The 20,347-nt window shown below is 64.8% G+C and carries 15 protein-coding genes; 9 read left to right on the forward strand and 6 right to left on the reverse strand.

Annotated features, from left to right (window positions below; translation table 11 throughout):
• Nucleotides 1–180 precede the first annotated feature (180 nt).
• Nucleotides 181–1,683, forward strand: coding sequence for a right-handed parallel beta-helix repeat-containing protein (locus tag FIV50_RS17600; protein ID WP_181164307.1), 1,503 nt, complete (start codon nucleotides 181–183; stop codon nucleotides 1,681–1,683).
• Nucleotides 1,684–1,823: 140 nt separating this feature from the next.
• Here FIV50_RS17600 and FIV50_RS02425 read toward each other — a convergent pair whose 3' ends face one another.
• Nucleotides 1,824–2,756: a glycosyltransferase family 2 protein gene (locus FIV50_RS02425; protein WP_308810384.1), complete on the reverse strand. Its 933-nt coding sequence runs from the start codon at nucleotides 2,754–2,756 to the stop codon at nucleotides 1,824–1,826.
• Nucleotides 2,753–3,754: a glycosyltransferase gene (locus FIV50_RS02430; RefSeq protein WP_219846242.1), complete on the reverse strand. Its 1,002-nt coding sequence runs from the start codon at nucleotides 3,752–3,754 to the stop codon at nucleotides 2,753–2,755. Before FIV50_RS02430 ends, FIV50_RS02425 begins: the two co-directional genes overlap by 4 nt.
• A gap of 90 nt (nucleotides 3,755–3,844) precedes the next feature.
• On the opposite strand from FIV50_RS02430, the gene FIV50_RS02435 reads away from it, so the two are divergent.
• From FIV50_RS02435 to FIV50_RS02460, 6 genes are all read left to right on the forward strand, one after another.
• Entirely contained in the window at nucleotides 3,845–4,612 is a 768-nt protein-coding gene (locus tag FIV50_RS02435) for a CDP-alcohol phosphatidyltransferase family protein (protein ID WP_258184376.1), read from the forward strand.
• Nucleotides 4,609–5,511 carry a glycosyltransferase gene (locus FIV50_RS02440; RefSeq protein WP_181164310.1) on the forward strand — a complete coding sequence of 301 codons (903 nt, stop codon included), beginning with the start codon at nucleotides 4,609–4,611 and terminating at the stop codon, nucleotides 5,509–5,511. Before FIV50_RS02435 ends, FIV50_RS02440 begins: the two co-directional genes overlap by 4 nt.
• Entirely contained in the window at nucleotides 5,504–6,367 is an 864-nt protein-coding gene (locus tag FIV50_RS02445; RefSeq protein ID WP_140036041.1) for a hypothetical protein, read from the forward strand. The genes FIV50_RS02440 and FIV50_RS02445 overlap by 8 nt, the downstream gene beginning before the upstream one ends.
• A complete protein-coding gene (locus FIV50_RS02450) occupies nucleotides 6,364–7,323 on the forward strand; it encodes a DUF6492 family protein (protein ID WP_140036042.1) in 960 nt (319 codons plus the stop codon). Before FIV50_RS02445 ends, FIV50_RS02450 begins: the two co-directional genes overlap by 4 nt.
• Before the next feature lie 181 nt (nucleotides 7,324–7,504).
• The gene (locus tag FIV50_RS02455) at nucleotides 7,505–8,122 is read left to right on the forward strand and encodes a DUF4352 domain-containing protein (protein WP_140036043.1); all 618 of its coding nucleotides are present in this window, start codon (nucleotides 7,505–7,507) and stop codon (nucleotides 8,120–8,122) included.
• An 11-nt stretch (nucleotides 8,123–8,133) separates the two neighbouring features.
• The gene (locus tag FIV50_RS02460) at nucleotides 8,134–12,801 is read left to right on the forward strand and encodes a PKD domain-containing protein (RefSeq protein ID WP_140036044.1); all 4,668 of its coding nucleotides are present in this window, start codon (nucleotides 8,134–8,136) and stop codon (nucleotides 12,799–12,801) included.
• A gap of 61 nt (nucleotides 12,802–12,862) precedes the next feature.
• Here FIV50_RS02460 and FIV50_RS02465 read toward each other — a convergent pair whose 3' ends face one another.
• The 4 genes from FIV50_RS02465 to FIV50_RS17605 form a co-directional block, all read right to left on the reverse strand.
• Nucleotides 12,863–14,308, reverse strand: coding sequence for a lipopolysaccharide biosynthesis protein (locus FIV50_RS02465; RefSeq protein WP_140036045.1), 1,446 nt, complete (start codon nucleotides 14,306–14,308; stop codon nucleotides 12,863–12,865).
• Nucleotides 14,305–15,414, reverse strand: coding sequence for a Coenzyme F420 hydrogenase/dehydrogenase, beta subunit C-terminal domain (locus FIV50_RS02470; RefSeq protein WP_140036046.1), 1,110 nt, complete (start codon nucleotides 15,412–15,414; stop codon nucleotides 14,305–14,307). The genes FIV50_RS02465 and FIV50_RS02470 overlap by 4 nt, the downstream gene beginning before the upstream one ends.
• An 89-nt stretch (nucleotides 15,415–15,503) precedes the next feature.
• Nucleotides 15,504–16,613: a polysaccharide pyruvyl transferase family protein gene (locus FIV50_RS02475; protein WP_258184377.1), complete on the reverse strand. Its 1,110-nt coding sequence runs from the start codon at nucleotides 16,611–16,613 to the stop codon at nucleotides 15,504–15,506.
• A gap of 35 nt (nucleotides 16,614–16,648) precedes the next feature.
• Nucleotides 16,649–17,617 (reverse strand): acyltransferase family protein, encoded by a 969-nt coding sequence (locus FIV50_RS17605; RefSeq protein WP_181164311.1) that lies wholly within the window; start codon nucleotides 17,615–17,617, stop codon nucleotides 16,649–16,651.
• Between the two features lie 79 nt (nucleotides 17,618–17,696).
• Here FIV50_RS17605 and FIV50_RS17610 point away from each other — a divergent pair, with 79 nt between their 5' ends.
• Entirely contained in the window at nucleotides 17,697–18,968 is a 1,272-nt protein-coding gene (locus tag FIV50_RS17610; protein ID WP_181164312.1) for a hypothetical protein, read from the forward strand.
• A 35-nt stretch (nucleotides 18,969–19,003) separates the two neighbouring features.
• Nucleotides 19,004–20,323 (forward strand): polysaccharide biosynthesis tyrosine autokinase, encoded by a 1,320-nt coding sequence (locus FIV50_RS02490; protein ID WP_258184506.1) that lies wholly within the window; start codon nucleotides 19,004–19,006, stop codon nucleotides 20,321–20,323.
• The last annotated feature ends 24 nt before the right edge of the window (nucleotides 20,324–20,347 follow it).

Below are 20,347 nucleotides of genomic sequence, written 5' to 3' on the forward strand. Positions count from 1 at the left end.
CGACGAGCGCTGTTGCCGGCTTGACCGGCTGCGATGCGCAAAGGAGAACTGTTCAGGCTCGGCGTAAGAAGCAAGATTCTTCATGAAAAGGGCCCGACTTTCGATATGACTTTGCTCCGCGACATTTTCCCCAGACGCCAGCGAGACCGTCCCCGCGCGCGACCTATGTTGGTCGCCAGCGTGATCGCCGCGATCGTCGTGTGCTGCGTCGCATCTCCGCAGCCCGCGATGGCGGCGGAGACCTACGACATCCGCCCCGGATCGACGAGGACGATTGCGATAAGTTCCGCGTCGAGCGCCGATGTGAGTGCTCGGGCGACCCTGAGCCTCAGCACGCTCCCGAAGGCCGGGACGAGTGTCTACACATCCGTCGAAGCCCGGACGGGCAAGGGCGGTGCCTACGTCGCTCAAGCGCGCGTCTACTCGACTGGCATCACGGTTGTCACCATCAAACGCAACAACACGACAGGCGCCGGGCACACGTCGACTTCGCTCTCCTCCGCGAAGCGACTGCCAGTGAAGCTCCGTGCCGGAGAACGACTCTCGATCAACCTGACGGTGTCGGGAACTTCCGAGGTCAAGCTCACGACGACGACTCGGATCGGTCAGGGCGCCAGCGTTTCTGTGAAGGCGTCTGACAAGTCGAAGAATCGATTGCAATCCGGGTCGAGCCGACTCACTCTGTACGCGCAGCAATCAGGCGGAAAGTTGAGCGCGCGCGTACTGGAGCTCAAAGCCGTCGCTGCACCGCAGGCGCCCGCGCCGGCTCCCAAGCCCACGCCGTCTTCCCCGCCCGCACCGGCTCCCAAGCCCACCCCGGCTCCCAAGCCCACCCCGTCTTCCCCGCCTGCACCGGCTCCCAAGCCCACCCCGGAACCGTCGCGGCCGGCGAACCCCAGTGGCGATCTACCAGACGCCACGAACACGGGGGTACCGCAGGGAACTGCTCTCTCCGTGCACAACGGTGACCTTGTCGTCGAGAAAGCGAACACGGTGATCGACGGTGTTGAGGTGCGCGGTTCCATCATCATCAAAGCGCCGGGGGTCGTCATCCGGAACTCCCGCATCGTGGGCGGGCAAAACGCCAACAGCGTCGGTCTGGTGTCCAACGTTGTCTCCGGTCAGCCCTTTACGATCAGGGATTCCGAGATCTACGCGGCGTACGAGAATCCGCGCTGGAACGGCATATTCGGGTCGAATTTCGTCGCAGAACGCGTCGAGATCTATAACGTGGTGGATCCGATCCGCATCATCGGCAACAACGTCACGGTGCGAGCCTCATGGCTGCACGACAGCTCGTATTGGGCAAGCGATCCGCTCCGCAACGGGGCGGCGACGCACGACGATTCGATTCAGATCGAGGCGGGCGGTTCCATTCTCATCGAGGGCAACAGGCTGGAAGATGCGCATAATGCAGCGATTCAGGTGACTCAGAACAAGAGCCTCGCACAACTGGGCACTCTGACGATCCGGGATAACTACATCCAGGGCGGGGCATGCAGCATCAACATCGCCGCCACGCCGCAGCCCATCCGCCCGTCGATCGTGGGCAATGTCTTCGGGCCGGAGCGTCTCCACCGCACATGTGCGGTGATCGCTCCTCAGACGAATGCCCCATCACTCAGTGGAAACATCTGGGAGGCCACCAAGGCCGTTGCCAACTCCTTCGTTGTCCTGGACTGACATCGGACGCCGATGCCCAGCGGCATGACCGACGATGAGGCCCGGCGCTCGTGAGCGCCGGGCCTCATCGTCGTGATATCCAGCCGCTCTGTGGCCGAGGGGGCTGGTATGGCCATCCTCGCCGGGGAAGGAAGCGCGGGTCAGGCGGCCTGCTTTGCGCGCCGACGGCCGTACTCGTCATGCGCATAGCCCGTCGCGGCGGCGACCATCCCCGCCCCGCGGTACGCGGTTCGTAGCCCGCGGGCACGATGAGGCAGAGATCCTGACACGGCGCCGAGCACCCATCGACCAGCACCGCCGACGATACGGACTGCACCCCGTGCCGCCATTCTCGCGCGAGCACTGACGCGTGCCACCGCGGTATCGGCGAGTGCGATCGTCACCCGAGTAGAGGTGTTACCGAAACGGAACGTCCGCATGAGTACCCAGGCGCGTGTGAATCTCCCAGCGTCCTCCTGTTCCACCACGACGGCATCCTCGGCCCACCGGATGGTTCCCCCTCGCGCGGTCAAGAGTCGAGTGAACATGCTGTCGCTACCGCCGGTCAGACCGAATCGCTCGTCGAACCTCAGCCCGAGGCGCTGAATCTCAGCGATGTCCAGGAGCAGATTGTTCGTCGCAGCCTCGGTCATCAGCTGCTCATGCCTGCGTTGTGGCCGTATGAAGGCGCCGCTCGCTCGGACCCATTCTTCAGTATCGCTGGGGAAGGTGGTGACGACCTTGCCCGCCACTGCGGTCGGCGAGAAGCGACGGTAGACGCTCAAGAGCGCGGTAAGCCAGCCCGGTTCGGGTGCCTCGTCGTCGTCGATGAAGATGACCGTCGCGGCATCCGCGCACTCTGTCAGAGCTCGATTCCGCACGGCAGCAATCCCCGGCGACGGTTCCACGACGTACTGCACGCCGAAGGACTCAGCAGTCGCGCGTCCTGACCCAGCGGGATCGTTGTCGATCACGAGGATCATGGCATTGTCCGGCGGATGCACCTCATGGAGCTGCATCTCGACCGCGTGCAGTGCGCGCACCAACGCCTTCGGCCTACGAAATGTCGGTATCGCGATCACATGTCGATTCACCGTCGTTCTTTCCTTCGCGCTTGGTCTCCCGCGACGCGCAGATAAGCGTCTGCGTGGAGTCTCCCGGCCTCGGACCAGCCTCGTCCGGAGAGATCGGGGCCGACTGGGCGATCCGCGGAACGCGACTGAGAGAGCGCAAGGTCCAACGCAGCGCCATCGAGGGCTCCGTCGAACTGCAGCACCCACCCGGCCCCAACCTCTTCAGCGAGCGCGGCATTGGTCGGGTTGGCGGGTACGACTACAGGCCGTGACAGAGAAAGAGCGGCCAGAGCAGCCCCGGAATTGTGCATCTCCCGATATGGCAGCACCACGACCTCGCTCGAGGTCACGAGAGCGACGAGTTCTGCCTCGCTCACATACCGGAGCTCGGCTTGAGCGTCCGGCAATGCAGGTAGCCGTTGGGCGACGAAGGCAGCGGTGTCTTCGTCGGCTGGTTTGCCGGCGAGTCTGAGCGAGATTCCGGGGGTCTTCGCCTCGCCGAACGCCTGTAGCAGCCGGTCGATGCCCTTATACACTTTCAGCAATCCGACATATCCGATCCGACCGGGCACCATGTCCTCCTTGCGGAACTGGGCGAACCACTCGACGTAGTGTCCATGCGGAATCACAACCGAGGGCGTCCCGGGTTCATCCGGGGTCGTCGGAGTCAGATGAATCCGAAGCTTCGTCCGTCGTTCGAGCATCCGCATCAACGTCGCGTCCATGCGACCTGCGTCACGCAGGCTGAGATTGTGCACCGTCCGAACCACCGGAATGCGACGCACTCTGATGCGCAGCAGCAACAAGGCCATCGCGACACGCTTCGCTGAGCGCGTGAGCGGCGTACGTCCCGCCAGCAGAGTGTCCGCCCAATGCACGTGCAGCACATCGACCCCGCCGAAAAGCGCGGAGTGCCACCGGAAAGGCAAGTGCTCGATCCGAGGTTCGGCCTCGAGGGCAGCGGCGAGCTGCACGATGTACGGATTCGTCGTCGGCCTCGGCACGCCGAACGTCTGCATGACACGGAGAGTCCCCACAACGCCCCCTTCCCAATGAGACAATGTACCGTCTGAACCCGCCAGCGGGTGCAGCAGGGCATACTGATCCTCGTGAGCACGCATGCTGAAGTTGGGGAATCCGGCGCGTTGGAGTCATTCGCGCAGACGCTCGCGCGTCTCCGTTCCGCGCAGAAGGGACGTGCTGCGGGCGCGCCCGCGTACTCGATCTACGTGAATCGACCGGTTGGGCGGTTCTTCGCGGCGGTCGCATACCGTTTGGGTGCGACCCCCAATCAGGTGACCCTGGTCAGCGCGCTGTTCACGTTCACGGGCATCGCCCTGATCGCAGCCGCCCCGGTGACCCTGCTGTCCGGTCTCGCGATCTGGCTTCTGCTCGCGGTCGGCTATGCGCTCGACTCGGCAGACGGGCAGGTTGCTCGTCTGCGCGGGGGTGGGTCCCTTGCAGGGGAGTGGCTCGACCACTTCATCGACGCCTTGAAGATCAGCAGTCTCCACCTCGCGGTGCTCGTTGGCCTGGCGCGCGTCGATATCCTGCCCGTCGGGATGCTTGCTTTTCCGTTGATATTCGCTGTGGTGGCCAACACGACCTTCTTCGGGATGATCCTCAACGACCTCCTGAAGGGCAAAGCGTCCGTGGCCTCGTCCACGGCCGTGGGAGGTGGTGGGAGCATGCGCTCGTTCCTGCTGTTGCCGACCGACTTCGGCATCCTCTGCGCCGCTTTCGTTTTCTGGGGCTGGACCTCCGGATTCATCCTTCTCTACGGCGCACTGGCTGTGTGCTGCCTGGTCTTTCTCATCGCGGCCGCGATCAAATGGTTCCGCGACATGAGGCGGATCGATGGCGAGCGGACCCGATGAGCATCCGGTCGGCGCTCCTAATCGTCAACTACGGTTCGCGCCGTCTGCTGGAGGAGAACCTCGCGAGGACTGCGGTTCCCGAGAACATGGATGTCGTCATCGTCGACAACCTCAGCACGCCCGAGGAGCGTGCGGAGCTTCTCGCTCTCAGCGCGCGTGCCGGCTGGAACCTGCTGTCGCCGGCGTCGAATCTGGGGTTCGGCGGAGGCATGAACCTCGCGGCCAGCGCGGCGATAGCGCGCGGAGCGGAGGTGCTCGTGCTGCTCAACCCTGACGCATACATCCCCGAGGACGGACTCGCGCGCCTCGTGGCGGCGGGCTCCGAGCCCGGCACCCTCGTCGCGCCGATGGTGTTGCGTCCCGACGGCGGCCACTTCTCCTCGGCGATGGAAGTGGATCTCGCCACAGGATCCCTTCGCAGGGCGGTGGGCGGGCGCCGGTATGCCGCCTCAGCCATCTGGGTCAGCGGAGCCTGCCTGGCGGTGGGGGCTGAGCTGTGGAACCGCGTCGGCGGCTTCGATGACGACTACTTCCTGTACTGGGAGGATGTGGATCTCTCCGTCCGCGTGGTTGCGGCTGGCGGTCGAATCAAGGTGGACGAGAGCATCGTCGCTGTCCACAGCCCTGGCGGCACCCAGGGGGGCGGCCGGTCCAAGTCAGCGATCTATTACCGTTTCAACACCCGTAACCGTCTGGTGTTCGCTGCCAAACATGTGCCGCCGGCCGCACAGCGACGTTGGGTGCGTACCGCGCCGAAAGCGGCGTGGGACATTCTGCTTCGAGGTGGGAGGCGCCAGTTCGTGCGGCCGCTTCGCACTCTGTGGCCCGCGGCTCGGGGAACATGGGAGGGATGGCGCTTCGTGCGCACTGCAAGAGAGGCAGCGACGCGTCATGGGTGAGAGTTCGTCGAAGCGGGTCGTCGCATTCATCGGCGCGTACCACGGTCTGGGCAACCGGCTCCGGGTGACGCTCGGAGCGCTGTCGCTGGCGCGGACACAAGGGCGTTCGTTCTCGTACACCTGGCCCACCGGGAGGCGATTCGGCGCCGATCTGACGGACCTCTGGCGATTCGACGAACGCAGGATCTCGGTTGCGGAATCACGCCTGCTCTCGCTGCGGCATCCCTACCGGAATCACTCGCTCGAATGGATGGAATCGGCTGCAGACGACAGCGTGTGGCAGATTCGCACTCCGCACGCCCTCACTTTGCCGCCGGATTCCGAGCCGTGGGGGCGACTGCTCCAGCGGCTCGAGCCGGTTGCCGCCATCGAGGATCGGGTGCGCGCCTTGCATGGTGAGAGATTGATGGGCCGACCCTACGTCGGCGTGATGGTCCGGACTCACGCGGTCTCGAACGCTCAGACACTGGAGCACTCTCCCGTCGAGTGGTATGTCCAGCGGATGAAGGAGATACGCGCGGAGCGCGATGTGAGCTTCTTCGTATCAGCGGACACGCCTGAGGCGCAGCAGACGATCCAGGACGCCATCCCCTCCACCTTCGCGCTGGAGGACAAGGGCGGGTACAACACCCGGAGAGCCTTGGAGTCGTCTGTCGTCGACCTCTACCTTCTCGCCGGAGCCGGGCATCTCATCGGTCCGCACTTCTCCAGCTTTCCTGAGGTGGCTCAGCAGCTGGCGGGTCCCGGACTCCGTCTCGAGACCAGCCGGTCGACGGCGGACTCGAGACTCACCGCGGACGACGTCCTCGAGTTCGCCGCTGATCCGCTGCGGCCGTTCGACAGGTCGATGCGATGACCGACGGGCAGACGAAGGGCCTGACGTTCGTCACGGTCACCTTCCGTGCGGAGGACGCACTTCTCCGGCTGCAGGCCCGTTCTATGGCGCGGTTCCTCGATGCCTCGGTGGTGGAGACCATCATCGTCATCGACAACGGCTCGCCGGGGCTCGGGACGCGTGCTCGCAGAAGTCTCCTCTCCGAGTACGGAGTGCTTGCGCCGCGAGTCCGGATCGGCCGCGCCGAGGAACTGACCCACCTGCCGTTTGCGTCGGGCTGGACCCTCCAACAGGTGCTGAAGATCTCGGTCTCCACAACCGTCGAGACGCCGTGGTATGTGTTGCTCGACGCGAAGAATCACTTCGTGAGGTCGGTCGCACGCAGCGACTTCGTCGCGCCCGATGGGCGGGCTCGTGGCGGCTTCCACAGCTACGCAGCGCATCCGCTTCTTCCTCGGCTGCGCACGACACTGGCGTACCTCGGATTGAGCGAGTCGCTTGCCGACCGATTCCCACCGACGTCGACGCCGTTCGTGATGAACACAGAAGTGGCGCAGTCCGTCATCGCCGACGTCGCCGACCGTTCGGGCCGCCCTTTCGCGGAGGAGTTCGTGAAGCAGAATCTCTCGGAGTTCTTCCTGTACTCGGGCTGGGTTGCGCGACGCAGTGGAGGCTGGTCGGAGATGCTCGACGGAGAAGCGATCCAGTCGCCGACCGTCTGGGGTGGAGCCGCTGACGGCGCGGGCGTGGGCGCCGCGCTGGCGGAGGTGACCCGATGGGAGGCTCCCCTGTTTGCTGTGCATCGCAGGGCGATGGGACGGCTGGATGCTTCGGGTACTGCGATGCTCGCGGATTTCTGGACTGGACGAGAACTGTTCGCCGATGAGCGGGAGGTCCGGCGATTCCTTCGTACCGCCAAGCGGGATCGCGTGCTCGATGCCGTTCGATCCCGGGTGAGACGGACCGTCGGGTCGTAGTTCTCATCGACGTGTGCACCGGTCGGCGACTTTTTGCTTGCCTTGTGCGCGAACCGTGATATTCTGGCGCTGAAGGGCCGTCTGCGTGATTGGGGCGCGCGGCTCTCTCCCGCGTGGGGCGGGAGATTCACTGGGGAATTATCTGTCGCGCGTCTTCGCGTGACAGCCGTCGTCTGGGGAGATGACCATGGGGAACAAATATTCGAGCGTACTCGGATGCGGGAGAACCGTGCTCGGCGCGTCAGCTGTGCTCGTAGCTGGGCTGCTGCTCGCTGGATGCACCTCGGAACCGATCGCTGACGGATCGCAGAACTCTGATCCTGTCGCCACGGCCACTGTGCCTGCGCCGGGCGGGGGGACGGTTGACGACGTCGTCGTGGCTGAAGAGGATCAGCCCGTTCCAGCTGCCGCCGCGGTAGAGACTCCGCTGGATCGACCCGCGGAACTCGACGACGGGATGGTCATCGCCGTCACGGAGGCTGAACGAGTAGAGACCAAGGCTGAAACCCCCGGGGAGATCGCTGGTCCGGCCGTCGCGGTGCGACTGAAGATCACGAACGGCACCGATTCGACCGTCGATCTCAGCTCGGTGATGGTCTCGCTGACCGGCGCTGACGGCGCCTTCGGTCAGCCGACCACTTCCGCTCCCGCCGCGCCCTTCTCCGGCGAGATCGCCGCGGGCGGCGATGCAGTGGGCACCTATGTCTTCGGTATTCCCGCAGAGCAGCGGGACGACCTTTCCATCACAGTCGAGTATGTGGCGGGCGCGCCGGTTGCGCTGTTCGTCGGTGAGATCTAGGAGATACCCGAATGAACCGTCCTTCTCGCCTCCGCCGCCTCTTGGCGATGCTGGTGGCCTCGACAGTGATAGGCGTGGGCTTCGCGACCGGAGTGGGGGCTCCTGCATCTGCTGCTGATCAGCGCGCGCCCATCGAACAACGCAATGAGAGCACGGTGACGGCCGACCCCTTGCCTACGGTGCAGATCGACTCCGGCATCGTCCTGGCGCAGGTGATCAACGGCAACACCGTCTACGCAGGAGGTACCTTCTCCAATGCCCGCCCGGCGGGTGCGGCGCAAGGGGCCAACCTCATGCCCCGTAGCAATCTGCTCGCCTACGACATCAACACCGGAGTCGCGACGGCCTTTGCGCCGCAGATCAACGGCACGGTGCGAGCGCTCGCAGTGTCGCCCGACGGCACGCGTCTTTACGTCGGTGGCTCTTTCAACTCCGTCGACGGTCAGACCCGTTTCAACTTCGCAGCGTTCGACACTGCCACGGGGCAGCTGGTCTCCTCGTTCAAGCCGGCCATGGGCGGTTCGTATGTGAACGCAATCGTCGCGACCGACTCGACGATCTACATCGGTGGACTGATCGGCGCCGCCGGCGGGCAGGTGCGCAAGAATCTCGCCGCAGTGAGCCGCGCCGGCGCGGTTCTCGGGTGGGCGCCCACGACCGATCGTCAGGTCGACACGATGGTAATGGATCCGACTCAGGAGAAGCTCCTCATCGGCGGTCGCTTTGCGATGGTGAACGACGCCTCGCAGAGGGGCCTCGCGGCTCTGGACGTGAACAACGGTGCGGTCTTGCCCTGGGCGGTCACCGCTACGGTCAAGAACGGGTGGGGAACCGGCAGCAGCGCCGGAAAGGCCGGGATCTCGACCCTGACGACGGACGGCTCAGCCGTCTACGGCACAGGGTGGGTGTTCGCCGACAAGACGGTCGGCAACCTCGAGGGTCTCTTCGCTGCCGAGGCGGGTACTGGAGCGGTGCGCTGGATCGCGGACTGCCACGGCGACCACTACGGCGTGTACTCGGACGGCACGAACGTCTACAGCACGGGTCACGAGCACGATTGCCAGACCGCCGGCGGCCTTCCGCAGGCGTACCCCGCGCCCGGAAACCTGAGGCACGCCACGATCTACACGGCGGCGCAGAAGGGAACCCTGACCACGTCGCCCTCAGTCAACTCGATCTATGCCGACTGGGGCGGTTACCCTGCGCCGGCTGCGGTGAACTGGTACCCGGATTGGACTACAGGCACGGCGTCGGGCTCGGGCCAGGCGGGTTGGACGGTCACCGGCAACGGGGAATACGTCGTCGTCGGAGGTGAGTTCCCCTATGTGAACTCCCAGCGCAACCAGGGGATCGCACGTTTCTCCACGCACCCCGCCGGTGGCGCCAAGCAGGCTCCACGGCTCACGGGCGCCGCATGGGTGCCCGTTGCGAAGTCCGTTCGCGCCGAATCCGTGCGTGTCTCCATTCCCGCGAACTGGGATCGGGACGATCTCAACCTGACATACGAGCTCTGGCGCGACGGCGCAGCGGCACCTGTCTCCTCAAAGACTGCCAGCTCCACCTTCTGGAATATGCCGCAGGTGACGCTCGAGGACACGGGGCTGCCCTCCGGCTCTGCTCAGACGTACCGCGTGGTGGCTCGAGACGGTGACGGCAATGCGACATCGAGTGCTTCGGTATCGGTGACGGTAAGTTCGACGCCGCCCTCTGAGTACGCGAACGCTGTGCTGAACGACGACCCGGCCACCTATTGGAGGCTCGGCAATCGAGATGGTGCTGTCGACTGGGCTGGGTCCAACGACGGCGTCGTCGGTTCGGGCGTGACTTGGTCAGCCGGAACTGCGATCGGTGCGGACGCAGGCGGTGGTTCCGCTAATTTCAATGGCTCGGCTTCGAGCGGTATCGCTTCGCCTCGGAGCGTGGCCGGTCCGTCGACGTACTCCGTGGAGATGTGGTTCAACACGACCACCTCTTCGGGAGGCAAGCTCATCGGTTTCGGTAATGCTGCGACGGGCAACTCGGGAAGCTACGATCGTCATCTCTATATGCAGAATGACGGGCGCCTGGTCTTCGGGGCTTACCCCGGCGGGGTCAGAACCATCACCTCTCCGTCGTCATATCGGAATGGTGCCTGGCACCACGTGGTGGCTTCTCAGGGCGCCGGCGGCATGAAGCTCTACGTTGACGGCGTGCTCGTCGCTTCCGATCCGAACACGACCACGGCCCAGGCGTATGACGGGTTCTGGCGCGTGGGCGGAGACAACCTGGGCGGCTGGCCGAATCAGCCGAGTTCATCGTCGTTCAGCGGGCGGATCGACGAGGTCGCTGTGTATCCCACAAGTCTGAGCGCTGATCAGGTCGCCGCTCACTACGCAGTGGGCGCGGAACTGGCTCGACCCAGCGCGGACGCCGTTGCAACAGGTGACGACCTCGCGTGGACGCTCGACGCATCGGGATCCACCGCGCCGGCAGGTCGGTCGATCGTTCAGTACTCCTGGGATTTCGGTGACGGTCAGACCGCGACAGGGGTCACCGCATCGCACGTCTATCAGGCGGCTGGAACGTACGAAGTAAGGGTGACCGTGCGCGACAGCGCCAACATGACAGCGACGAAGTCCATCTCCGTCGTCGCCACAGCGCCGCATCTCGCTCCTACCGCAGTCATCACCTCCGCACCTGCGGGTCTGTCGGTGGCGTTCGATGCCTCCGCGTCGACCACGACGGACGGTGCGACTCTCGCCTCGTACGCCTGGACTTTCGGGGACGGAGCGACGTCCACAGAAGCGGCGCCCACCTATACCTTCCCGGCAGCCGGAGAATACACGGTGTCCTTGACGGTGACGGACAGCGAAGGAGCGGTGAGTACGCCGGCGACCTCACAGGTCACAGTGACGCACCAAGCGCCGACGGCGGGTTTCACTTCGACGGCGACGGGACTCACCGCCACCTTCGACGCGACGTCGTCGACAGCTGCAGACGGCGCGGCCCTGACCTACGCGTGGGACTTCGGCGACGGAAGCACCGGTTCAGGTGTGAGCCCTTCGCACCCGTACGCAGAGAATGGTACCTACTCGGTGACTCTCACGGTCAGCGATAGCCTGGGCGCGATCAGCGAGCCTGTCGTGAAGAGCATCAGCGTCGCGGCTCAGAACTTCGTCGCCCAGGATGATTTCGAGCGTCAGTCAGGATCTGGTTGGGGAACCGCACCCGTCGGCGGCGTCTGGACCGGTGCGGCCGGTCTCAGCGTCGAGACGGGAACGGGGCGGATCACGATGAATCCGGGGCAGACTCGTTCGAGCATGCTCAGCGGCGTCAACGCGGGAGACCTGAATGTCACTGCTCAGGTTTCGGTGAATAAAGTCGCGAACGGAGGTGGCGTGCACTTCAACCTCCTTACACACAAGAGCTCGGCCGGTGATTATCGGGCGAAGCTCCGTATCTCGCCGACCGGTGCGGTTACGGTCAGCCTCGCCCGACAGCTCGGAACAACCGAGACGCAGCTGGTCAGCAAGGTGCTAACCGGCTACACGCAGACCGCGAACGCCGAGCTGCTGATGCGGTTGGAGACCGTAACGGTTTCGGGAGTGACCGCGCTGCGGCTCAAGGTCTGGCCAGCAGGCGGCAGTGAGCCGGCCGAATGGTTCGTCACCGCGTCTGATGCCACAGCCGAGCTGCAGGGCGCTGGACAGATCGGGGTGCTCTCGTATCTGTCGGGGAGCACGACGAACGCGCCGGTTGTCGTGGCCGTCGACAATGTGACGGCGATCGGACCTGCAGTGGACCCGCCACACGCCGATCCTGTCGCGACCTTCACAGCGAGCGCCACCGATCTCGCCGTGGCTTTCGATTCCTCAGGGTCCGCAGCGTCGGACGGAGCGACCATCGCCGCCTACGCATGGTCGTTCGGCGATGGTTCGACATCGGCCGAGGCGAATCCTACGCACACTTACGCTGCTGCAGGCACATACCCCGTCACCTTGACGGTGACGGACAGTGAGGGCTCGGCGAGCGCGGCGTTCGCCGGAAATGTCACGGTCACCGCGCCGCCGGTTGCAGGCGACCCCGTCGCGCAGGATGACTTCGACCGAAACATCGATCCGGGACTCGGCACTGCACCGTTCGGCGGCGCCTGGACAGGCACAGCTGGACTCAGCGTCGCTGGCGGAACCGCGCGATTCGCGACCGGGCCAGGCCAGACGAGGTGGGCTGCACTCGCCGGGGTGAGCGTGCTCGACTCCGACGCGCGCGTGGTCGTCGCTACCGACCGTGTGGCGAACGGTGGTGGTGCTCACGTCAACCTGACTTCGCGCAAGACGGCGGCCGGAGAGTATCGCCTGAAGCTGCGGATCGCCTCGTCCGGCGTCGTCACGGTGAGTATCGCCAAGGTAGTTGGCGGTGTCGAGACGATCATCGCGAACCGCTCGTTGTCGGGATACACTCATTCGGCCAACGCGCAGCTGAATCTGCGTCTGCAGCTCCTGAGCGTTGGCGGGACCACCACCCTCAACGGGAATGTGTGGCCGGTCGGAACTACAGAACCGGCCGCGTGGACGGTCACGACGACCGATTCGCAGGCGGAACTGCAGCAAGCCGGGCAGGTGGGCATGCTCACGTACCTGTCCGGTAGCGCGACGAATGGGCCGGTTGCCGTACTGTTCGACGACTTGCTGGTGAAGTAGAGTCACTCCGAGACTCACGAAGGTGACGCCTGTCCGCCCCCGGTCGGACGGGCGTCACTTTTTACCGCGTCAGCATGAGCTTCACGAACTCGACCAGGCTCTTCAGATCGTGCCGGAACACCGGGAAGACCAGGAGCAGACCGACAACTGCTCCGCCTGCCAGGATTCCGACGCCGATCGATGCGACGGAGGGCAGGCCGGTCGCGTTCACGCCATAAGCCGCGAGCGCAACGCCGCCGGCGAGCAGAAGAACTCGCGCGGCTCCTGCATAGAGGCGACGTACCGGCATCGGCGTGATCCGCGCGAGCCATGCGATCGAGAGCGGCCAGGCGATGGCGGGTGCGATGGCGAACGCGACTGCCACGCCGACTAGCCCGAACATCGACCCCACCGCGATGCACGCTGCTTTGATGAGCGTGGTGACGATGGTGTAGCGGAACAGCTGCTTGCCGAGACCACGCGAGAGGTAGACCCAGTACCCCACGTACGACAGGGTCGTCAGCATCCCAGCGATCGCGAAGCACCTCACGATAGGGGCGGCGTCGCCCCACTGCGAACCGAGCATCACCGAAACCACCGGTTCTGCAAGGCCCACCAGCAGTGCGAGCGGGATCCCGAGAGCGTAGCCGAGGGCGAGCTGCGCAGAGGCGATGTAGGTGTCGAAGCGCGGCCGATCCTCCTGCACTCGAGACAGGACGGGGAGCGCGACGCCCTTCATCGGTGCCCGCACCTGACCGAGAGGCGTCATCACCAGTTGGAATGCGCGGTTGTAGAGACCGAGGGATGTCGTTCCGAAGCGCAGTCCGATGATGACTGTGTCGATCTGCGATCCACCGTAGATGAGCATGTTGGTAGCGACGATGTTCCACCCGAAATGGAGCATGCTCCGAATGCTGTGCTTGCGCGATGGCAGCCTAGGCAGCCACCGACCCGCGATCACGGAGCCCACGAGCATCGCGGTTCCGAGCACCAGTTGTTGAAGGACAAGTGCCCAGTACTCGGCTCCGAGCAGCGCTGCAGCGATGCCGGCGGCGAGAGCCAAGGCTGTCGCGGTCACCTCCGTGATGGCGAGCGCTCGGAACTTGAGCTCGCGCGACAGATTCGCGCGGTGCTGGGTGGCGAGACCGTTCAAGAGGAACAGCGGCGCGAGCCACTGCACGACTCCCAGGATCTCAGCCTCGCCCGTGATTGATTCAATCGGCCAGGAGAGGAAATACAGTGCCACCGTGAGCAACACCCCGATGCCGGCGTTGACCCAGAACAGGTTGTCGCGCTGCCCGGTGGTGAGCTCGGGGGCTTGAATGGAGGCAGAGGTGAGTCCGAAGTCCCGGAAAATTTCGCCGACACCGACGACCACGAGGACGATGGCCAAGAGACCGTAGTCGTGAGGAGACAGCAGACGGGACAGGATCACCACTCCGAGTAGCTGGAGCACGATCTTTGCGATCTGAGCCAGTATCGTGAAGAACGCTCCCCGTGCGGCGGTGTGCGCCAGTGACGGACTCACGACTGTCGCATTGCCTGGCGGACGCGGCGGCGCGTGCCGCGCAATACCCTGACGAATGTGCGCGGGTCGCGGAGGCCTTCGGTGAAGAACCGAAACCGACGATATCTCGGGGGCACGCGGCCGGCCAGACGCGAGCCGATCAAACGAGCCAGGAGATAGCGACGCCGGGTCGTCTGCAGCGGCTGCGCACCCGCTAGCCGCGACATATCGAGGGGGCGAACGGCGATGACACCTTCGGAGACTGCCTCGAGGATGACGTCTCTCCCGCGTTGCGTTCTTGCGATCAGCGCGCTCATGCCTGCGTCCTCGGCGAATTGCGGGTAGCCCCGTTCGTCTGTCGCCCAGGAGTCGGCCGATACGATGTCGGCAGATTCGCCCACACCGTCGACGCAGACTTTGCAACGCCATTGAGTCGTCGGTCCGAGAGTGCTGCCCCAAGAGCTCTCATACTCCGCGTCCACGCGATTCTCACCCGATACAGCGGTGAACCGACCCGGCCATCCCTGGCCGCGGTACCAGAGGTCATCGACTTTCGATTCCGGCGGCATGCCCAAAGACGACAGGAGAGTGTCCGTAGCCTTCTGGCTGGGCGTCCCGGCGCAGAAGAACGAGAGAATGAGCGGAGCGTTGGTGCCGCTGCCGGCAAAGGCGCGCAGCGCTGATGCCTCGCAGGGCTTGGCGGTGACCGCCGAGGCGGTGAGCGCATCGGGGTGAGACAGGGTGGCAAGCGGCGCGTAGCGTGAGCCGGCTGCGGCGATTGCCTGTTCTCTGGTCATGATCTTCACGGCGACGGAGCGCCGGGGTTCCGCCGGGTCCTTCGCACCGCCGATGATGCTGGCTGCGCGCCCGGTGGCCACAAGCCAGGAGTGCAGGGCCGTGAGCGCTCCTCCGCTGCTGCCAGCGAACCGCACCTCCTCGTCGACAGCCCACGCCTCCCACGCTTCGACATAGTCGCCGAGCAGATCGTGACGGTGACGCCCGGGGATCCGTGGCGCACGAACGATCACACCTGGACACGACCTGTCGAACAGGCGCTGGGCATCGTCGATCTCGTCGGGCGCTCCGATCGAGACAGGCCGCAGGTACCCGTCCGCGTCGTAATCCATCCGCAGCGCTCGGTCGAGATGCGTGCATAACCCACAGCCACTGCATGCGTCGCGACTGACGACCTCGTCTACCCGAGTGCGCACCCCGCTCACGCGAGCTGCTCCAGCCTTTGTGCGACGGAACCGAGGAGGGATCGACCCGTGGCTCGGGCATCGACGGCGCGCTGCGCGAGACCCGGCGCCCTGACCTGGGCCATCACTGCGTGAAGGCCCAGATCCCGGTCATCCAGCGGAACCACGTGCTCCCAGCCCAACTCGCTCATCAATGGCCGGAATTTGCGAGAGTAGGCCATCGCGACGGCTGGCGTTCCGGTGGACAATGCGTTCAGGCACGCGTGCATCCGCGCCCCGATGACGAGCTCGGAGCCGGCAATCACTGAGCGAGCATCTTCGAGATCGATCGGCACCCGCACGTCGATGAGACCGTCGAACTCCTTCTCGAGTTCTCGCGAGACGGGCACGTCGTTGTCAGGGTCGTGAGAGTCGAGGACGTGGGGGAGCAGGGTCACCCGGCGTCCTTCCGCGATCAGGGCGGGAATGAGTGAGCGGATGAGTTCCCGGTAGCGCTCGCTGTCCACGTGATCGCTCCCTCGCCACAGCAATCCGGACACGTTGAGGAGCACGTCCGACAATTCTCCGGTCGTCGCTGGCTGGTCGATTCCGAAGACCAGGTCGGTGGCGCTGACGTCCACCGGGCGGCCTAGCCGAGCCGAGGCCGCTGCGCTGATCGGGTCTCGCGCGAACACGAGGGAGGACCGCCGCAGATTACGTCGTGCGAGCAAGCGGCCCTGCCTGCTCGTGAACGGGCCGATCGTCTGCGGAGCAAGGGCGGTGGTCATGCCGGTCTGGCTGGCGAACTCATGGACGAGCGACATCTTCGCATGGCGCTCCGCGCCATAGATGTCAGCGAAGCTGTCCCCGGAGCGAGTGTCCCAGAGGAGATCGAATTGCGACAGCCAATCCATCATTCCTGCCCGCCCCAGCACACGCTCCTTGACAAGCGATCGCGGACGGCCCCACGGGATGGACTGCGGGCGGTTGCCGAAGTCGATGAGCGTGAATTCGGCGTCCGGCCAGACGCGACGGAGCAAATCTACGGAGCCGCGGCCCAGTGCTCTCACTCCGAGGTTGGGCGATGTGTCCCCAGCCCATGCAACCAGTACTCGCACTGTTTTCCTCCCCAGGATGACCGTAGCCACCGGTCACATTATACCGTGGCGGTCGTTCGGGGTTCCTATATTGCAGGGCGCCGAGTGGCCCCGCCGAGTATCTTCTCCACCCCGCGCGCGAACGGGCGGGGGGCTTGGAACAGCCACCTGATGGGGATGCGCTCTTTCCACAGAGCGAGCGCCCAGCCGACGAGCACCGCTGCTACGAGGTTGATGCAGGCAAGTATCAACGGTTGCAGATGGTCGCCCGCAGCGAGGGTGACGAGTGCCATCACGGGGAAGTGACTGACGTAGAACACGATCGAGGATCGTCCGACGAACCGCAGCATCGGTTGCCCACGGCCCCGGCGCTCGAGTCGGGAGAACAGGGCAGCGCACAACAAGGCTCCGGCGACGCTGATCGGCGCGCCCCATACCGAATACTGCAGTTGGTCCGTCCACAGGCATGCCGCAATGCCGAAACCGATCACGGGCACGCCGGCCAGAAGTATTGCGCGACCGTGAGTCGCCTGCTCGAGCGCACTCGGGTGCCGGGCCAGCCAGTTGCCGACGAAGAAGAAGACAGCGAAGTACGCGAGTCGCTGCTCGACACTCCCATAAGGGAGCACGAGCCCCGCTGCGGCAGCCAGACCTATTGGAATCCACGCGGGAAGCCGAGAGAACATGGGCGCGGCGAGATAGTAGACCGCGATGAAGAAGAGGAACCAGAGGTAGGAGGTGGCGTACCACGCGCGCCAGTGCCACCAGGGCAGGCCCTCCACATCCAAGAATGTTGCTTTGGCGATGAGCACCCACACCACATACGGCCACACGATCATGGCCAGCTTCCCTGCGATATACGTCGGTAGCGGTTTCTGCAGCGAGCGCGCCAAGAGCAAGCCGGAGAGAAGCATCAGCGTCGGCATGCGATACGGCATGAAGAAGGCATTCGCCGAACGGATGAACTCGGGCATCTGAACGTCGTAGAGCTCGGGGACCGCGCTGGCATGCCACAGCAGCAGCAGCACGATGGCTAGACCACGGACGCTGTCCATCCACCCTATGCGCGTCGAATCGTCGGTCGCTGCTCGGCTCACAGTGGACGACGCTATCATCGACTCTCGGGGAGGCACAGTGGCTGGAAATCCGCTCACCACGGTCGCGGTGCTGTTGATCGCAGCGAACGCGGGACTGGCGCTGTGGTTGCTGTATCGCCGCGACTCCCGATGGGCCGTGGCGCTTTGGGCTGCTGCGCTGTTCTTCACGCCCGTGTACGTCAATTTCTCCATCCAGTCGATCACCCTGACTGTGCTGGACATCCTGACCATCGCGAGCCTCGCCGCCTGCGCGCCGCAATCGAAGCTCCGATGGACCGTGATCGACACACTTGTGGTCGGCGCATTCCTGTCGATCTTTCTCGGACTCCTCTTCGGCGGCGTCCCTGGGCACGTCCAGTACTCCGTGCTCTCATGGCTACTGCCATATGCCTGGGGGCGAGTGGCGTTCGCCCAGGTGGGCATGGAGTGGATCGCGATCTGCATCAGTGTGGGGGCAGTGGGTGCCTCCGTCCTTGCGATCGCGGAGTTCCTGAGCGGCAGTAATCTCTTCGTCACCCTTCCCGGCGTCGCCGGGGAGATGTGGACGAGTCTGCAGTACCGGGGCGGATTGCTCCGTGCGGAGGGGGCGTTCGGCCATTCCATCTCGCTCGGCTCGAGCCTGGCGGTCTCGAGCGCCTTCCTGCTCGCCACGCCGTGGCGACTGTGGGTGAAGGCGACGGCCTTCGCGATCGTGACGACCGCAGTGGTCATGACCTTCAGTCGAATCGGACTCGTCGGACTTGTGCTCGTCGTCGTCTTCGCCGCCCTCTTCCTCGGGAGATACATCCGGCCCGCGCATCGCATTGCTGTCTCCTGCGTGACTTTGATCGCGACTGCGGTCGCGATGCCCCTGATCTCCACGGTCTTCGATGACGCGGGGGAAGAAGCGGCAGGAAGTGCGGAGTATCGGGCCGACCTGTTGCCCCTAGTGCGTCAGATGGTCTACATCGGAGTGACCCCCGCTCGAGAAGTGTCCGCCGACGGTATCGACTACTACGGCGGCTTCCAATCCATCGACAGCGCTCTGATCCTCACTGGACTGAGGCACGGGCTCATTCCTTTGGCTCTATTCGTAGTGATGTTGGCCGTTTGCGCGGCGGTGGTGTTCAGCGGCAGGGGGAATCCAGCCGCGGTGGCGGTGCTGAGCCAGCTGCCGGCGTTGGCTACCGTCGCGCTCATCACGCAATACGCGCAGTTCCTCTGGTTCGTCGCGGGCGTGGCCGTCGCGGCTTGTAGTGTTGAGTCCTCTCGTCGTCGGTCCGCTCTCATCACGTCCGGCGATGAGCGATCTATCTTGGAGGTCCCGTGAACCCGTCACAGAACGCAGCCGCACGACTCCCGGGTGTGCTGCTCCAGCTGTGGTGGGTCGTCGTCCTCGTAGCGATCGTCGGCGGTGCCGCCGCATTCGGATACAGCTCGACACGTACGCCCATCTACCACTCGAGCGCCTCGATCTATTTCTCCATGCGATCGGCGACAAGTGGCTCCGACATCAACCAGGGTTCCGCGTATACGCAGAACCAGATGCTCTCGTTCGCTTCGCTCGCCACCTCCGGCGCCGTGCTCGAGCCCGTGGTCGAGGACCTAGCCGAGGCGGGCATCGACATCTCTCTGCCGCAATTGCGGCGGGCGGTCGCTGTGACCATCCCGCAGAACACGGTGATCCTCGATATAACCGCCGCGTCGGCCGACCCCCGCGACGCCGCAGAGATCGCCAACTCCGTCGCTGACAATCTCACCGAGGTCGTCTATGACATCGCGCCGAAGGACGATCGCGGTGAATCTACAGTGGGTGCGCGCGTGATCGACCCGGGCGCCCCCGCCCAATTCCAGTCCTCACCCAATAAGTCGCAAGATGCGGTGCTGGGTGTCGTGCTGGGCGCATTCGGTGCTCTCTTCGCGCTATCGGCTTGGGCACTGTTGGACCGCCGAGTGCGTTCCGTCGCGGCCCTCGAGGGGGTCACCGACCTGCCGGTCCTCGGGTTGGTTCCCCGTCGCCGCAACCCCGCGCAGGGTGCAGCCTTCCTCATCAGCCCCAATGGATCGGCAGCAGAGGCATTCCGGCAGGTTCGGTCGGCACTGCGATTCTCGGCGGTCGAGCATCAGATCGGCGTTCTCGCGGTCACTTCCTCCATCGCAGGGGAGGGCAAGACGACCATGTCGGTCAACACAGCCCTCGCGTTCGCCGAGATGGGAAATCGAGTGCTTCTCGTCGACGCCGATCTTCGGCGGCCTAACGTCGCGAACGTCCTGGGTCTCGAGAATGCGGTTGGCTTGGCATCGGTGCTTGTCGACGCCGTCACCTTCGACGATGCCGTGATCAGCACCGCAGGAGTCGACGTGCTCACTGCAGGTGAGCACGTGCCGAATCCTGCGCAATTGCTTGCCTCCCAGAAGATGACGGAGCTGGTGGAGGGCCTCCGCCCGCGGTACGACTTCGTGGTTATCGATACAGCTCCGCTGCTCTCGGTGGCCGACGCAACGATCATCTCCCAGTATGTGGACAGCACGATCGTTGTTGTGAATACGCGAAAGACGACACGTGCGCAGTTGGAGCGCTGCCTGGCCGCGCTCCGAGGGGTTGGGGCGAATCTGGCTGGCCTGGTGCTCAACAACGTGCGCGAGCAGAAGAAAGAGAAGTACCTGTATACGATGGAGCCGTAGCGACGTGAGGCTGATCTGGGGTCA

The sequence above is a fragment of the Microbacterium foliorum genome, from assembly GCF_006385575.1.
In the GTDB taxonomy this organism is placed as follows: Bacteria; Actinomycetota; Actinomycetes; order Actinomycetales; family Microbacteriaceae; genus Microbacterium; species Microbacterium foliorum_B.

Coding starts and splice junctions, on each gene's coding strand:
- FIV50_RS02430 (WP_219846242.1), bottom strand. CDS start 3,754: ATGCAGACGTTCGGCGTGCCGAGGCCGACGACGAATCCGTACATCGTG.
- FIV50_RS02440 (WP_181164310.1), top strand. CDS start 4,609: ATGAGCATCCGGTCGGCGCTCCTAATCGTCAACTACGGTTCGCGCCGT.
- FIV50_RS02445 (WP_140036041.1), top strand. CDS start 5,504: ATGGGTGAGAGTTCGTCGAAGCGGGTCGTCGCATTCATCGGCGCGTAC.
- FIV50_RS02450 (WP_140036042.1), top strand. CDS start 6,364: ATGACCGACGGGCAGACGAAGGGCCTGACGTTCGTCACGGTCACCTTC.
- FIV50_RS02455 (WP_140036043.1), top strand. CDS start 7,505: ATGACCATGGGGAACAAATATTCGAGCGTACTCGGATGCGGGAGAACC.
- FIV50_RS02460 (WP_140036044.1), top strand. CDS start 8,134: ATGAACCGTCCTTCTCGCCTCCGCCGCCTCTTGGCGATGCTGGTGGCC.
- FIV50_RS02470 (WP_140036046.1), bottom strand. CDS start 15,414: ATGGATTACGACGCGGACGGGTACCTGCGGCCTGTCTCGATCGGAGCG.
- FIV50_RS17605 (WP_181164311.1), bottom strand. CDS start 17,617: ATGGACAGCGTCCGTGGTCTAGCCATCGTGCTGCTGCTGCTGTGGCAT.